We start from the raw sequence: 15358 nt of genomic DNA, 5'->3' as shown, positions 1-15358 counted from the left end.
AATTGGACCATCATGACCGGAACGCATGAAACGACTGTCCTTGTCGTCGGGGCACTCCATCCGCATGCCGTCGAGCGCCTCGGCAAGACGTTCAGGATCGAAACGCTGAAAGAGGGCGATCCGGCGTTGGTCACACCCGAGCTCGCGGCGCGTGTGCGCGGCATTGCCGCCAATGCCGTGATCGATGGTCCGGTCATGGACGCGCTGCCCAATCTGGAAATCATCGCCAATTTTGGGGTCGGTTATGACAAGGTGGATGCCGTTTATGCCGAGTCCGCCGGTGTGATGGTCACCAACACGCCCGATGTGCTGACCGAGGAAGTGGCCGACACGACATTGGGCCTGCTGCTCGACACGGTACGGGAATTGCCTCAGGCGCAGGCATGGCTGCGCGAGGGCAAATGGGAAAACCAGGGGAATTACCCACTGACGAAGCTGTCGCTGCGCGGCCGCCGCGTCGGGATTTTCGGGCTTGGGCGGATCGGCAAGGCCGTTGGTCGGCGGATCGAGGCTTTCGGCCTGCCGATTGCCTATCATAACCGCCGCAAAGCCGATGGCGTGACTTATGACTATTACCCCACGCTTCTCGAGCTGGCGGAAGCTGTCGACACGCTCATCGTGGTTGCGCCTGGCGGGGCGGGGACGGAGAAGACCATCAACGCGGAAGTGCTGCGGGCGCTTGGGCCTGACGGCGTTCTCATCAATATCGGGCGCGGCAGCGTCGTTGACGAGGAGGCACTGATCGAGGCGCTTGGCAACGGCACCATTGCCGCAGTCGGCCTCGACGTGTTCGCCGACGAGCCGCATGTGCCGCAGGCGCTGATCGATCTGCCGAACGCCACGCTCTTGCCGCATGTAGGCTCCGCCTCCCAGGCGACGCGGCGCGCGATGGCCGATCTCGTGGTGGACAATCTCATCGCCTGGTTCGGGGATGGTGCGCCGTTGACGCCGGTGCCTGAGACGGTCAACGTCAAGCGCCATGCCTGAGACGGTTTCTTAACGCGGCATTTACCACGTTTGCTTACCATCCTTTTCGGGTTGCCGGTCCTGATCCCGTCACGGAAAGGATGGTGAAGCAATGATTTCTCGCAATGTTGCAATGGGCGGCCTGCTCATCGTGCTTCTTGCTGCCGGCATAGGCCAATCCGGCCTGTTTTCCTCACACGAAGCCGCTGCCGAAGTGGGGATCGATCCCCTGACCACGGTTGCCATCGCTCCGCAGGAGGTACCGTTCGAGGTGCGCCGAAGGAGCAGTGTCGTTTCGCTGAAGCCTGAAACATTCGTACTTGCCTCGGCGGGTGAGGAAAGAACCTGTCTCGCTCATGCGACAAAATATGCCGTTGCGCAGAGTGGCGCGCTTCGCGTTGAGGCCGGGTGCCTGGCGGTTTATCCCCGCCTTCTGCAGGCGATGACATGGCAGCGGCAGGATGACGGCAGCATCGTCTTCGCCGATCAAAAGGGCAGCGCCGTTGTAGAGTTCGCCGAAGGCGACGGTCTGCAATATGAATCGGTCAGACCCGGCGAGGTGCTGTTATCGATGTCAGCGCTCGCTGCGGATAATCTGGCGGCAAACTAATCTTATTCGGCAGCTGCGAGGCGGGCGCGAGCCGCTTTGTGGGCGCGCACGGCATCGCCGAAGGCTGCAAAGACCTTGCGCGAGGCACTGTCGGTGCGAACCCAGTATTCGGGATGCCACTGCACGCCGACGGCAAAGCTCTTGGCAGCCTTCACCGACACGGCTTCGATGGTGCCGTCTTCCGCCGTCGCCTCGATTTCAAGGCGCGGTGCGGGGTTGTCTATCGCCTGCCGATGTACCGAATTTACCTGAACCGCATCCGCTTCCATGATGGAGGCGAGGCATGAGCCGGGCTTGATGCGCACCGGGTGACGAATGGCGAAGCGCTCCGCCTGGCTTTCGGATTCCGGCGCGCGGTGGTCGATGCGATCGGCCAGTTCCTGGATTTCGGTGGCAAGGGTGCCGCCGAGAGCCACGTTGAGTTCCTGAATGCCGCGACAGATGGCCAGAAGCGGCACGCCCAGTTCGATGGCGTGGCGGATGAGCGGCAGGGACGTCGCATCCCGGGCCGGATCGAAGGGCTCATGCGCCTCGGTTGGTTCCGCGCCGTAGAGCGAGGGATGGACATTCGATTTCGAGCCCGTCACCAGCACGCCATCGACCGCGCCGAGAATTGCATCGAGGTCGAGCGCGTCGCCATAGGACGGCACCATCAGCGGCGTGACCTCCGCTCCTTCTATCGCCGCCGTGAGATATTGATCCGGCGCTGCATGCCAGGTGTAGTTTTCAAAAACACGCACATCGGAAGTGACGGCGACAAGGGGCTTCGACGGGTGTGACATGGCGGCTTTCCGAAACCTGCCCGCAGGCAGATCATTGATCGAATTCGCTTAACTTAAGGTGCCCGCAGCATTTTTCCAATGGGCGCCGAAAGCGCGGCCGTGTAGCACAAAGTATGATATTGCCCCAGCAAATGTGGACAGCGCAATGCGAGCATGTATGTTAGGCCGCGATGGTCGGAAGGGGGCAATACAATCACCCATGTCCGGCATCGGTGATCGTATTTGAGAAGAAAATCGGGAGGAAATATATGGACCGTCGTTCGTTCATAAAGAATGCTGGCTTGATGGGCGCGGGTGCTGCCGCCGCGTCGACATTGGCTGCACCAGCCATCGCACAGTCGAATCCGAAAATCACCTGGCGCTGCACCTCCTCATTTCCAAAGTCGCTCGACACGATCTATGGCGGGGCAGAGGTCTTTGCAAAGCACATATCAGAAGCCACGGACGGCAATTTCCAGATCCAGGTTTTCGCCGGCGGTGAAATCGTTCCGGGCCTGCAGGCGGCGGATGCCGCTGCTGCCGGTACGGTCGAGCTCTGCCACACCGTCGCCTATTATTACTGGGGCAAGGACCCGACCTGGGCGCTCGCTTCCGACGTTCCGTTTTCGCTGAACGCGCGGGGCCGCAATGCCTGGCAGTATCATGGCGGCGGCATCGACCTGATGAATGAGTTCTTCCATAAGCAGGGCCTGCATGCCTTGCCGGCAGGCAATACAGGCGTTCAGATGGGCGGCTGGTTCCGCAAGGAAATCAAAACGGTCGACGATCTGAAGGGCCTGAAGATGCGCGTCGGCGGCTTTGCCGGCAAGATTCTGGAAAAGCTCGGCGTCGTGCCTCAGCAGATCGCCGGCGGCGATATCTATCCGGCACTGGAAAAGGGCACGATCGACGCGGCCGAATGGGTCGGGCCATATGATGACGAGAAGCTCGGCTTCCAGAAAGTCGCGCCCTATTACTACTATCCCGGCTGGTGGGAAGGCGGCCCGACCGTCCATCTCATGTTCAACAAGGCCAAGTATGACGAGCTGCCGGAAAACTATAAGTCGCTGGTGCGGACCGCCGCGCAGGCGACGGATGCCAACATGCTGCAGAAGTATGATTATCTCAACCCGACCGCCATCAAGCAGCTGGTGGCATCGGGCGCCAAGCTGCGTCCGTTCAGCCAGGAGATACTGAGCGCCTGCTTCGATGCGACCAACCAGGTCTATGACGAGATCATGGCCAATAATGCCGAGTTCAAGAAGGTGTGGGAGTCGATCAAGGCATTCAGGAACGAGCATTTCCTCTATGCACAGATCGCGGAATACAATTACGACACGTTCATGATGGTGCAGCAGCGCAACAACAAACTCTAAGCTGCCGCTTCATTCGACCAATGGCCCCGGTGCAGCGATGCGCCGGGGCTTTTCTTTGCGTCTGCTCAATCGAATGTCGGCGGCTGGCTCAGATCGGGCTGCGTGGGCTCTGCCGGAGCGGCTGGCTGCGTGTCCGGTGCGTCAAGCGGGGCGAGCGGGGGAAGACCCAGGCCGCCGTCGGAATTGCCGCCATCGGGACCGCCCAGCGGCGGCAGGCCGAGCCCGCCTCCGCCGAGATCCGGCATTCCCGGTATCTGGAGTTCGATCGAACCCGGATCGACCACGGGACCCTTATAATGCATGACCATCTGCGGAAACATGATGGTGAGCGTCACCATGATGATCTGGATAACGACGAAGGGTACGGAGCCCCAGTAGATCTGGCTCGTCTTGACCGGTTCGATCCGCTTGCCGGTGATCTTGTCGAGATAGGGCACCCTGGCAGCCACCGACCTGAGGTAGAACAGTGCAAAGCCGAAAGGCGGATGCATGAAGCTCGTCTGCATGTTGATGCCGAGCAGCACGCCGAACCAGATGAGATCAATCCCGAGCTTGTCGGCGACAGGTGCCAGAAGCGGCACGATGATGAAGGCGAGCTCGAAGAAATCGAGGAAGAACGCCAGGATGAAGACCAGAATGTTGACCGCGATCAGGAAGCCGGTTTCGCCGCCTGGCAGGGACACCAGCAGATGCTCGACCCAGAGATGGCCGTTGACGCCATAGAAGGTCAACGAAAAGACGCGCGCGCCGAGCAGGATGAACATGACGAAGGCGGAAAGCCGCGTGGTGGCGGCGAGCGCCTGGTTCATCACATCGAAGTTCAGGCGGCGCTTCGATGCGGCCATCAGCAGCGCTCCGACCGCGCCCATGGCGCCGCCTTCGGTCGGCGTGGCGATGCCGAGGAAGATGGTGCCGAGCACGAGGAAGATCAGTGCCAGCGGCGGGATCAGCACGATGACGACCTGCTGGGCCAGCCGTGACATCATGCCGAGTTTCATGGCCCTGTCGATGAGCGTTCCCGCATAGATCACGACGATGCCGATCGTGGCGGCCCAGACCCCGGCATTGGCGGTGCCGCGCCCGGCAAGCAAACTATAGGCGCCGTAGACGATGGCGCCCGTGACAGCGAACGCGGCCAGCAGCGATGTGATGCCCGATCCGAGCGTGCGCGCCTCCTTGGGCAGGGCAGGCATGGATTTCGGAAAGAAGATCGAAACGAGGGCGACATAGCCGAGATAGAGCCCGGTGAGCACCATGCCGGGAATGAGCGCGCCGTGATACATATCGCCGACCGAGCGCCCGAGCTGGTCAGCCAGGATGATCAGCACCAGCGAGGGCGGTATGATCTGCGCCAATGTTCCCGATGCGGCGATGACGCCGGTCGCCACCCGCCGGTCATAGCCATAGCGCAGCATGATCGGAAGCGAGATCAGTCCCATGGCGATGACCGATGCGGCGACCACACCTGTCGTGGCAGCCAGCAGCGCGCCGACGATGATCACCGCGTAGGCGAGCCCGCCGCGGATGGGACCGAACAGCTGCCCGACGGTATCGAGCAGGTCCTCGGCCATGCCGGAGCGTTCGAGGATGATGCCCATGAACGTGAAGAAAGGGATGGCCAACAGCGTCTCATTGGACATCGTGCCCCAGAAGCGCTCGGGCAGGGCGTAGAGAAGCGGCCATGAAAGCGTGATGGAGCCGTTCGAAAACGGCGCCAGTTCCACGCCGATGACGAAAAAGAGCAGGCCATTGGCGGCGAGCGCGAAGGCGACGGGATAGCCGATCAGGAGGAAGATCACCAGGAAGGCGAACATGATCGGCGCGAGGTTCTGGGCAATGAACTCAATCATCGCGGCCCTCCGCGAGCGCAACTTCTTGTGCCGCGATCTCTTCCTTGCTCAGATGGGGACTTGGATCATCGATAATGCCGCGCATGACCGCGATCTTCTTGATGATCTCGGAAATGCCCTGGAGGCCGAGCAGCACGAAACCGATCAGCAGCAGCGATTTCGCCGGCCAGAGGATGAGGCCGCCGGCGCTCGGCGACATCTCGCCGCTGCGGTAGGAGAGGCCGACATAGGGAATGAAATAGGCGATCATCAGGATAACGAAAGGCATCAGGAAGAAGATATGGCCGAACAGGTCGACCCAGTGCTGGGTGCGACGCTTGAGATTGCCATAGAGGATATCGATGCGGATGTGCTCGTTCTGCTGCAGCGTATAGGCGGCGGCGAGCAGGAAGGCCGCGCCGAACAGATACCATTGCAGTTCCAGCCAGGCATTGGAGGACATGTTGAATGCCTTGCGCACCACGGCATTGACGGCGCTGACGAGAACGGCCAGGAGAATGAGCCAGGCGACCTTTTTGCCGACGAATTCGTTGACACGGTCGATCAGCCCGGACAGGCCGAGCAGGAATGTCATGGATTTCCTCCCAAGAACGGCACCCTGCGAACAGGCGGCATTTTCCCTTATAGGTTTGATCGGACGACCGGTTTTGGCCGTCTCGCCGATCTATTTTGATGCTTCGATAACAGCGAAGGCCGGCTCCTTCAACCTCGTAAGCAATAACACTTTAGATCGAGGCGATTTTATTGCGTGTTGTTGCGTCTGCGGTGTTGAATTTTGGCTGAAGTTCGCGGCGTGAGCATCAATCGCTCTCTTACAGTATCGATACAGCCTGTTGCGAAGCAATCGAACGCTCTCAGAATGATCGGGGATGCCCGATGTCCCGCAGTTGTCACGATACATTGCAGCCTCTAAGAAAGGATTCGTGAATCCTCCAGTCGTTCCTCGAATTCTCAGGCGTGTGACTATCAAATGACCGATGAAGCACTTTTTTCCGTGGCCGGAAAAACCATTGCGGTGACGGGCGGTTCTTCCGGTCTTGGGTTGCGGATGGTCGAAGTGCTTTCGGGGCATGGCGCCAACGTCATTTCGATTTCGCGGACACATGCGCCGGAGCGTGGCAGGGAGCAGGGCTGCGGCGAGATCATCGATATTCTGGCCGATGTGACCCATGCCGATGAGGTGCAGCGGGCCTTCGACGAGGCCGAGGCACGGCTTGGGCCGGTAACGGTCGTCTTCAACAATGCAGGCGTGGCGCATATGGCGCGCGCACTCGATACGACGCGCGAAATGCTCGAACATGTCTTCGAGGTCAATGTCGCGGGGGCGTTCTGTGTGGCGCAGGAGGCCGCAAGGCGGCTGATCGCAGCCGGCCGCGCCGGAGCGATTATCAATTCGACCAGTATCCTGGCCGAGCGGCCGCAAAAGGGCGCCGCCGCCTATGCCATGTCAAAAGCGGCGGTGTCGCAGATGACGCGGGCGTTGGCGCTCGAATGGGCGTGCCACGATATCCGCGTCAACGCGATCGCGCCGGGCTGGTTTCCGACCCGGCTCAACGAGACGGTGCTGGAAGGGCCGGCCAGCGGATTTCTCAAGGCGCGCAACCCGATGCGCCGGCTCGGCGAGGCGCAGGATCTCGACGGCGCGGTGCTGATGCTCGCCTCCGACGCGAGCCGTTACATGACCGGAACGATCATTACCGTCGACGGTGGGCACAGCCTTCAGGGCTGATCGGCGAATCGTCTGAAATGGCGCGAAAACAGCCGATGTAACGCTGTTGCGCTTTGGCGTCCTCTCAAGACATAAACTGACCCTGAAAACCCTGGAAAATGGCGGTTCTTTCGCTATTGCGCCGCACAAACGAATTTGTTTGACGGGAGCGTCCGGCATACCAACATTGATATACATGGATGGCGGCACCGGGAGATTGGGGTGGTGTCGCCGGCGGCTGCTCGAACCGGTGCGCGAGGCTCCGGTTATCGGGCGTGGAGGAATGCCGATGACCATGCACGACATTACGCTGGACGACAAATACGACCTGACGCGGGAGCGTATTTTCGTCTCCGGACCGCAGGCGGTGATCCGCATGCTTCTGATGCAGCGCGAGCGCGACCGTCTCGCCGGGCTGAATACGGCGGGTTTCGTTTCGGGCTATCGCGGCTCGCCGCTGGGCGGCGTCGACCAGCAGTTCTGGCGCGCCCGCCGGCAATTGGAACAAGCCAATATCCTGTTCCAGCCGGGGCTGAACGAGGAACTGGCCGCGACCGCCTGCTGGGGTGCGCAACAGGCCAATATCACCGGCGAAGGCAAATATGACGGAGTGTTCTCCGTCTGGTACGGCAAGGGACCGGGCGTCGACCGTTCGGGCGACGTGTTCCGCCATGCCAATCTCGCCGGTTCGGCCAAATATGGTGGCGTTCTGGCCATGATGGGGGACGACCATACGGCCGAATCCTCCACGAACGCGCATCAGACGGAATTTCTTTTCGTCGATACGATGATCCCCATCCTCAATCCCGCAGGCGTGCAGGAGATCATCGACTACGGGCTCTATGGCATAGCGCTGTCGCGTTTCGCGGGCACATGGACCGCCTTCAAATGCGTGAAGGACAATATCGAATCGACGGCCTCCGTCGACGCCTCGCTCGGACGCATCAACATCGTTCAGCCGGAATTCGATATGCCGCCCGGCGGCCTCAACATCCGCAACGAACTCGATTTCCTGGGGCAGGAAGCGCGGCTGCATGAATATAAACGCGGGGCTGCGGCGGCCTTCGTCCGGGCCAACAAGCTCAACCGCATCGTCTATACCGGCGGACGCAAGGCCAAGCTCGGCATCATCACCGTCGGCAAGAGCTATCTCGACGTGCGCCAGGCGCTCGACGATCTCGGCATCGACGAGCATCGCGCGCAGCAACTGGGGATCAGGCTCTTCAAGGTTGCCTGCCCATGGCCGCTCGATCTCGAACACATCAAGGATTTTGCCCGCGGGCTCGAAACCATCATCGTGGTCGAGGAGAAGCGCTCGCTGATCGAGGTGCAGGTGCGCGAGGATCTCTACGGCACCGCCATGCAGCCGACGGTGGTCGGCAAGAAGGACGAGCGCGGCGGCTGGCTCTTCCCGGTGAAGGGTGCGCTCGACCCGAACGATATCGCCATCGCGGTGGGTGAACGCATCCTCAAGGTGATCGGCCATTCCGACGAGATCGCCGACCGGATTTCACGGCTGCGGCAGTTCCAGGCGATGCTCGCCGATACCAAGGACATCGCCGGGCGCACGCCCTATTATTGCTCGGGCTGTCCGCACAACACCTCGACGGTGGTGCCGGAAGGTTCCCGCGCCTCGGGCGGCATCGGTTGCCACATCATGGCGCTCTGGATGGATCGCCAGACCGTCGGCTTCACCGCCATGGGCGGCGAGGGCGCGAACTGGGTGGGCGAAGCGCCGTTCTCGAAACGCCAGCACATCTTCCAGAATCTCGGCGACGGTACCTATAATCATTCGGGCATCCTGGCGCTGCGCTTCGCGCTCGCGGCCGGCACCAACATCACCTACAAGATCCTTTACAATGATGCGGTCGCGATGACCGGCGGCCAGCCGCACGAGGGCGGGCTGACGGTGGATATGATCGCCCGGCAGGTGCGTGCGGAAGGCGTGCAGCGGATTGCGCTCGTTACCGACGAGCCCGGCAAATACAGCCCATCGCAGGTGTTTCCCGAGGGCATGACCATTCATCATCGCGACGATCTCGATGCCGTGCAGCGCGAGCTGCGCGATGTAAAGGGCGTTTCGGTACTGCTCTATGATCAGACCTGCGCCGCCGAGAAGCGCCGGCGCCGCAAGCGCGGCACCTATCCCGATCCCGACAAGCGCGTCATCATCAACGAACTCGTCTGCGAGGGCTGCGGTGATTGCGGGGTAAAATCCAATTGCGTCTCCGTTCAGCCGGTCGAGACGGAATTCGGCCGCAAGCGCCGTATCGACCAATCCAGCTGCAACAAGGATTTCTCCTGCGTCAATGGCTTCTGCCCGTCCTTCGTCACCGTGCACGGGGCGAAACTGCGCAAGGCGGAAGGCAGCGTCGGCGGTGCTGACCCGCTGGAGGGCGTGCCCCTCGCGCGCGTGGCGGATCTGAGCCACGGCTGGGCGGCGATCATCGACGGCGTTGGCGGCACCGGCGTGGTGACCGTGGGCGCCATTCTCGGAATGGCCGCGCATCTGGAAGGCAAGGGCTGCGGCATGATCGACATGGCCGGCCTCGCCCAGAAGGGCGGCTCGGTCTTCAGCCATGTGCGCATCGCCAAATCGCCCGAGCATATCCATTCGATCCGGGTCTCGGCGGGCAAGGCCGATTTGATCCTCGGATGCGATCTCGTGGTTTCCGGCGCGAAGAAGGTGCTGGCGAGCGTGCGGCGAGGCGAGACCATCTTCGTCGCCAATACCGCGGAAGTGATGCCCGGCGAGTTTACCCGCAATGCCGATTTCTCCCTGCCGGTCGAGCGGCTGAAGCGGGCGATCCGCGATGCCGTGGGTGACGACAAGGCGCATTTCTTCGACGCGACGAAAGCTGCCAATGCGCTGTTCGGCAATGCCATTGGCGCCAACATGTTCATGCTGGGCTTTGCCTGCCAGGAAGGCGGTCTGCCGGTTTCTCCCGAAGCGGTCGAAGAGGCGATCCAGATGAACGGCCAGGCCGTCGACATGAACATCAAGGCGTTCCGTTGGGGCCGGCGCGCGGCGTATGACTCGCAAAGCGTTCAGACGCTGATCGATCAGGTGAAGGGCGGCGAAGATCAGCCCAGAGCTCAGACGCTCGATGAGATCATTGCGCGGCGCGCGGCTTTCCTCACCGATTATCAGGATGCAACCTATGCACAGCGTTATCTCGATCAGGTGGAGGACATGCGGCGGCGCGAGGCGGCGGCGAAGCCCGGCTCGACCGTCATAACCGAGACGGTCGCGCGCAATCTCTTCAAACTGATGGCGATCAAGGATGAGTACGAGGTGGCGCGGCTTTACACTGACGGCGCGTTCGCCAAGCAGCTTTCGCGGGAGTTTGAGAGCTTCGACAGGCTGGAATTCCATCTGGCGCCGCCCTTGTTTGCCCGGAGAAACAGGCAAGGCGAGCCGGTCAAGTCGCGCTATGGGCCTTACATGATGCGGGCCTTTTCACTGCTTGCGTGGCTGAAGCGGTTGAGAGGCACGGCCTTCGACCCCTTCGGCTATCTGTCGGAACGCAAGCGTGAACACGCATTGCTGGCGCAATATCAAGCCGATCTCGCGATGATCAAGGAGTGGCTTGGCCGGCGCGATCCGGGTGAGATCAGCGAGTTCGCGGCCTATCCTTCAACCATACGCGGCTTCGGCCATGTGAAGCAGAAGAGCGTGGAACAGGCGATGCGGCTGCGCGGCGATTTCCTCCACAGAAGCGGCAAGGAATCGGCACCGATTGCCGTTGCGGCGGAATAGGCTCATAATTACAGATTGACGCATGACGGTTCTTTGCCGGATCCGTGCGGCGGTTTCCGTGCGGTGTGGTGCATGTCGGTGTTGTTTTGTATGCCGACAGATAAGTTTTCGTCCTGCATGTAGTGTATGCGATAAATGGGTAATTTAGAGAGCCCTGAAGCCTGTATATTTAATAATACATCTTATAGAGGATAGAAGAATTTGCTGTCGTTTAGCATGTAAACTTGAGGCGCTATCTTTAAAATATAATAATCTGTTTTATATGTTGCGGAATGTGCAGTATAGGTAAATCCGATCCTTGGCAGCCGCGCTTGCGGCGCTGGGTTCATTTTTGAGAAACGTATTATTAAGCCATTACTGTAATAATGTTCCGAGGGAAAGGGACGTATATCGAATATGGCTTGGCGCCGAAGAACCGAAATTCCAGCTGATATCCGTCTCTCATTCGTGCGATCCCTCTATGGAAATCGCGCAACGCTGTGGTTTGGAATGCTCGCCCATGTGATCGCTTGCGCGGTCATTTATCTGAAGACGAGCAATGTTTCCTTCCTCGTTTTTGCCGGCGTATTCACTGTCATAGCACTGGCGCGTCTTTTCGACATGAGCCGGTTCGACCGGGCGGCGCTTGCCAATCCGACACATCAGCAGCTCAACAAATGGGAATTCCGGTATCTGCTCGGCGCATCGGCCGTATGTCTGACGTTGGGCTCGATGTGCTTCTTCAGCACTTACGTGGTCAAGGATTCATTCGCCGAGCTTGCCAGCCTTTCGATCCTGCTTGCATCCGTGGTTTCGATCGTCGGCCGCAATTATGCATCACGAGCCGCCGTCGTTGTCATGTCGGCAGGCAGCCTCATCCCCGTCCTGGTCGGCTTCGTGCTGGCGGGGAGCACGTTTCACATGATCATCGGATTCCTGCTCATTCCCTATTTCCTGAGCAATATCCAGATGGCCAACGGCCTGCGCGAGTTCCTGTTCGCCGCAGTCATGGGACGGCGGGAGCTGGCGGTTGTGGCGGGGCGTTTCGATGCAGCGCTCAACAACATGCCGCAAGGCCTCATCATGTTCGACGGTGAGGGCAAGCTTGTCGTTGTCAACAACAAGGCGGTGTCGCTTCTGCAGATCTCGCCAGATACCGATCTTACCGGCCGCTCGCTGCAAACCGTGCTGCGCTACTGCACGCTGCACGGGCTTTTCCCCCGCTCCAAACTGGAGAATATCCGGACACTGATCGACGATCTCCTGACCGGGCGACGCGAGCGCGACTTGTTCCAGTTTTCCGACGGCCGCTACATCGAGTTCAGCTGCAACCAGCGCCGCGACGAGGGTGCCGTGCTGATTTTCGAGGATGTTACCCAGCGTATCGAGGCGGAAGCGCAGATCCAGCATATGGCCCGCTATGACGGGCTTACCGGCCTGCCGAACAGGATGCATTTCGAATCGCTGGTAAAATCGCTGCTTGCGCGCCGGGTGCACGGCAAGCGGATGGCTCTCGTCGTGCTCGACATCAACGATTTCAAGCATGTCAACGACACGCTCGGCCATCATGTCGGCGATCAGTTGCTGCAGAAGCTGGCGGAACGCCTCGGCGACATGGACCCGACCCGCTTCATCCCATCGCGCTTCGGCGGCGACGAATTCGTGATCTTCATGCCCGATTCGGGGGCGGAAGCCGATATCGCGCCAATGATGAACCAACTGCTGGAAGCCGTCTCCGGTGCTTACCGACTGTCGGATCACAGCGTGCAGGTCGAAGTGAACGCCGGCGTGGCGCTTGCGCCCGTCTCGCGTTTCGACCTCCAGAGCCTTCATATCAAGGCGGACCTAGCGCTCTATGAGGCGAAAGGGAGTGAGAACCGCAGCTGGGCCATCTTCGAAGAGGCGATGGACGTCAGATATCGCAGCCGGCAGCGGCTGAAGAACGATCTGCGCGGTGCGATTGCCAATGGCTCGCTCAAGGTGGTTTACCAGCCGATTGTCAGCACCCAGTCGCTTCGCATCGTCTCCTGCGAGGCGCTTTCGCGCTGGGATCATCCGGAACTCGGACCGATCTCGCCCGCAGATTATATTCCGCTGGCCGAGGAAATGGGCATCATCACCGATATCACCCGTTTCATGCTGGAGCAGGCCTGTATCGATTGCGTGAACTGGGGCGACCGTATCGGCGTGTCGGTCAATCTTTCCGCCATAGACCTCAAAAACAGCGACATCACCCACATCATCGCGTCCGCTTTGAGGAATTCCGGCCTGCCGACGAACCTCCTCGAAGTGGAGGTGACGGAAAGCGCGATCATCAGTGATCGCAACAAGACCTGCAGTGTGCTCCAGCAGCTCAAGAATGCGGGCATCAACGTCGCGCTCGACGATTTCGGGACCGGTTATTCGAGCCTCAGCTATCTCAATACGCTGCCGTTGACCAAGGTGAAGGTGGATCGTTCCTTCGTCCACGACATCACAACGGATCGGCGCTCGCTGATGCTGCTGCGCGGCGTGACACAGATTTCCCACGAGATGGGGCTTGGCGTCACGGTGGAAGGTGTGGAAACGCAGGAACAGCTGGCCCTCATCAGGGGAGCGGCGGGTGCCGACTTGGTTCAGGGTTATCTGCTTGGCGCGCCGCTTCCCGCCAACGCCATTTCCACCCTCATCGACAAGAGCTTTCCCCTGCCAGAGGAAAGCAGGAAAATGCTGCCGACGGCAATGTAATTTTATCCCTATTAGTTGGGATGTGCTCTCGCGGGCGCCGCTTTCCCGGAATATTTAAGAATAAGCTCAAATTATCGACGTCCCTTTACAGGGGGCAAAACCTGCTTATCCTCACCAGTGATTTGGTCCGCGGTGGGGCTCAGGTGGACGATGAACGCGACAGCTATTTCGGCGGAAAGCCCGCCAATCTCGAACTTTGCACGACAACTTCTGAATTTTCTCGATCGAGTCGAATATCGTCGTGTGGTAAGCGCCGAGGATTTCGAGGAAATCGGGCGGCTGCGCTACCGTTCCTACATGACGCGCAATGTCATGAACGACGAATTCGATGGCGCCATCATCGATGATCTGGATCGTGACAGCCATGCCTATGTCTATGGCATGTATATCGACCAGCAACTGGTCAGCACGCTACGCATCCATCATATCACCCCGGATCACCGCAAGGGCACGAGCTTCAAACTCTTTCCCGACATTCTCGGTCCAATGCTCGACCGGGGAATGAGCTTCGTGGACCCGACCCGTTTTGCCAGCGAGCCGGCGGTCTTGAGCGAATTTCCGGCTATTCCTTATCTAACCTTGCGGATCGCGGCGATGGCTTCGGAATATTTCGCCGCCGATTTCTGTCTGGCTTCCGTCAAGCCCGAGCACGCGGCGTTCTACAAGCGCATCTTCGGCTCGCAGGCGATGGTGGAGCCGAGGCAGCATGAGGGATATGGCATCCCCGTAGGCTTGAGCGGCGCACCGATCCGGGCGATCCGCGATATGGTCGCGATCCGCTATCCCTTCTTCAAGTCGCAGCCGCATGAACGGCGCAACATGTTTGCAAGCCTCGAGGCCGGTGCCGTGCCCCTCACAATTCTGCCCACGGCAAAATATACAGGTCTTGGGGCCTGAGTCGCTGTAGGTTGATGAATCTACGCTATCCGAGCTTAAACGAGGAGAAGATCATGATTTCGCAACTTGCCGTCACGCCGCTGATTGCGCTCATCGCCGGTATCATCATTCTGATCATGCCGCGCTTCCTCAATTATATCGTGGCATTTTATCTCATCCTTATCGGTCTCGTCGGCCTGTTTCCGCAGCTTTTTGCTTAAAACGGTTCTTTTTCAGGTGCTGCCAGACCGGCTACAGCATCGGCCCGAAAATCGGAATCGATTTTCGGAAAGCCTGATGCGTAGAGTCAATAATTTACAGCGTCCTAACGGACGCACGGCGCTGTAAAGCAACATAGCCCCGCCAATTTACCGCTCTCCAACAGGAAAAGACGGGCGCGGTTACCCGTCGCATTGCACTTGCGCGGCGTTTTCGCTATGGCGTGCTGACGAATTCCGAAGAGGTTGAACACATGGCTGAACATCACAATACCGCACCGGCGGAACTGGGCGCGCCCATGGAATATGCGGAGCACGAAAAGACCTATGCCGGCTTTCTGGCAGTCACCAAATGGGGGACTGTGGCGGTTGTCGCCGTGCTCATCGCAATGGCGTTCGGTTTCTTCGTTGGCGGCATTTTCTCCGCGACCGTTCTCTTCATCCTGATCTGCGTCGCTGCCTGGTTCCTTCTTTAAAACGCCACGGCCCGGAGCGGCTTTTTTCTTCAGGCAGGTCCGAACGGAAAG

The 15358-nt window shown here is 59.8% G+C and carries 12 protein-coding genes; 9 read left to right on the top strand and 3 right to left on the bottom strand.

Going from position 1 to position 15358, the window contains the following annotated elements:
* The first annotated feature begins 12 nt into the window (after positions 1–12).
* Positions 13–987: a 2-hydroxyacid dehydrogenase gene (locus tag ATN84_RS17150; protein ID WP_068882887.1), complete on the top strand. Its 975-nt coding sequence runs from the start codon at positions 13–15 to the stop codon at positions 985–987.
* A gap of 91 nt (positions 988–1078) precedes the next feature.
* Entirely contained in the window at positions 1079–1576 is a 498-nt protein-coding gene (locus ATN84_RS17145) for a hypothetical protein (RefSeq protein WP_153020280.1), read from the top strand.
* A 2-nt stretch (positions 1577–1578) separates the two neighbouring features.
* Here the strand turns inward: ATN84_RS17145 and ATN84_RS17140 are convergent, their stop codons facing one another.
* Complete coding sequence (locus ATN84_RS17140) at positions 1579–2358, bottom strand: gamma-glutamyl-gamma-aminobutyrate hydrolase family protein (RefSeq protein WP_068882883.1); 780 nt, start codon at positions 2356–2358, stop codon at positions 1579–1581.
* Positions 2359–2606: 248 nt separating this feature from the next.
* Between ATN84_RS17140 and ATN84_RS17135 the strand changes: the two genes are divergently transcribed.
* Positions 2607–3713 carry a TRAP transporter substrate-binding protein gene (locus ATN84_RS17135; protein WP_068882881.1) on the top strand — a complete coding sequence of 369 codons (1107 nt, stop codon included), beginning with the start codon at positions 2607–2609 and terminating at the stop codon, positions 3711–3713.
* 65 nt (positions 3714–3778) lie between these two features.
* On the opposite strand, the gene ATN84_RS17130 is transcribed toward ATN84_RS17135, so the two are convergent.
* A complete protein-coding gene (locus tag ATN84_RS17130) occupies positions 3779–5563 on the bottom strand; it encodes a TRAP transporter large permease (RefSeq protein ID WP_068882879.1) in 1785 nt (594 codons plus the stop codon).
* Positions 5556–6137 carry a TRAP transporter small permease subunit gene (locus ATN84_RS17125; protein WP_068882878.1) on the bottom strand — a complete coding sequence of 194 codons (582 nt, stop codon included), beginning with the start codon at positions 6135–6137 and terminating at the stop codon, positions 5556–5558. The genes ATN84_RS17130 and ATN84_RS17125 overlap by 8 nt, the downstream gene beginning before the upstream one ends.
* Positions 6138–6533: 396 nt before the next feature.
* Here ATN84_RS17125 and ATN84_RS17120 point away from each other — a divergent pair, with 396 nt between their 5' ends.
* From ATN84_RS17120 to ATN84_RS17095, 6 genes are all read left to right on the top strand, one after another.
* Positions 6534–7292, top strand: a complete 759-nt coding sequence (locus ATN84_RS17120; protein ID WP_068882877.1) for an SDR family NAD(P)-dependent oxidoreductase — start codon at positions 6534–6536, stop codon at positions 7290–7292.
* Positions 7293–7560: 268 nt separating this feature from the next.
* Entirely contained in the window at positions 7561–11031 is a 3471-nt protein-coding gene (locus ATN84_RS17115; RefSeq protein WP_068882876.1) for an indolepyruvate ferredoxin oxidoreductase family protein, read from the top strand.
* 396 nt (positions 11032–11427) lie between these two features.
* Positions 11428–13737, top strand: a complete 2310-nt coding sequence (locus ATN84_RS17110; RefSeq protein WP_068882875.1) for a putative bifunctional diguanylate cyclase/phosphodiesterase — start codon at positions 11428–11430, stop codon at positions 13735–13737.
* Between the two features lie 150 nt (positions 13738–13887).
* Positions 13888–14634, top strand: coding sequence for an N-acyl amino acid synthase FeeM domain-containing protein (locus ATN84_RS17105; protein WP_068882874.1), 747 nt, complete (start codon positions 13888–13890; stop codon positions 14632–14634).
* A gap of 50 nt (positions 14635–14684) precedes the next feature.
* Positions 14685–14834, top strand: a complete 150-nt coding sequence (locus tag ATN84_RS17100; protein ID WP_082766373.1) for a DUF3096 domain-containing protein — start codon at positions 14685–14687, stop codon at positions 14832–14834.
* 251 nt (positions 14835–15085) lie between these two features.
* Complete coding sequence (locus tag ATN84_RS17095) at positions 15086–15307, top strand: aa3-type cytochrome c oxidase subunit IV (protein WP_068882872.1); 222 nt, start codon at positions 15086–15088, stop codon at positions 15305–15307.
* Positions 15308–15358: the final 51 nt, after the last annotated feature.

This window comes from Paramesorhizobium deserti (assembly GCF_001558695.1).
In the GTDB taxonomy this organism is placed as follows: domain Bacteria; phylum Pseudomonadota; class Alphaproteobacteria; order Rhizobiales; family Rhizobiaceae; genus Paramesorhizobium; species Paramesorhizobium deserti.
This window is presented reverse-complemented; position numbering and strand designations above follow the sequence as displayed.

Excerpts from the sequence above, each read along its gene's own strand:
- ATN84_RS17150 (WP_068882887.1), top strand. The coding sequence starts at position 13 with ATGACCGGAACGCATGAAACGACTGTCCTTGTCGTCGGGGCACTCCAT.
- ATN84_RS17145 (WP_153020280.1), top strand. The coding sequence starts at position 1,079 with ATGATTTCTCGCAATGTTGCAATGGGCGGCCTGCTCATCGTGCTTCTT.
- ATN84_RS17140 (WP_068882883.1), bottom strand. The coding sequence starts at position 2,358 with ATGTCACACCCGTCGAAGCCCCTTGTCGCCGTCACTTCCGATGTGCGT.
- ATN84_RS17135 (WP_068882881.1), top strand. The coding sequence starts at position 2,607 with ATGGACCGTCGTTCGTTCATAAAGAATGCTGGCTTGATGGGCGCGGGT.
- ATN84_RS17130 (WP_068882879.1), bottom strand. The coding sequence starts at position 5,563 with ATGATTGAGTTCATTGCCCAGAACCTCGCGCCGATCATGTTCGCCTTC.
- ATN84_RS17125 (WP_068882878.1), bottom strand. The coding sequence starts at position 6,137 with ATGACATTCCTGCTCGGCCTGTCCGGGCTGATCGACCGTGTCAACGAA.
- ATN84_RS17120 (WP_068882877.1), top strand. The coding sequence starts at position 6,534 with ATGACCGATGAAGCACTTTTTTCCGTGGCCGGAAAAACCATTGCGGTG.
- ATN84_RS17115 (WP_068882876.1), top strand. The coding sequence starts at position 7,561 with ATGACCATGCACGACATTACGCTGGACGACAAATACGACCTGACGCGG.
- ATN84_RS17110 (WP_068882875.1), top strand. The coding sequence starts at position 11,428 with ATGGCTTGGCGCCGAAGAACCGAAATTCCAGCTGATATCCGTCTCTCA.
- ATN84_RS17105 (WP_068882874.1), top strand. The coding sequence starts at position 13,888 with ATGAACGCGACAGCTATTTCGGCGGAAAGCCCGCCAATCTCGAACTTT.
- ATN84_RS17095 (WP_068882872.1), top strand. The coding sequence starts at position 15,086 with ATGGCTGAACATCACAATACCGCACCGGCGGAACTGGGCGCGCCCATG.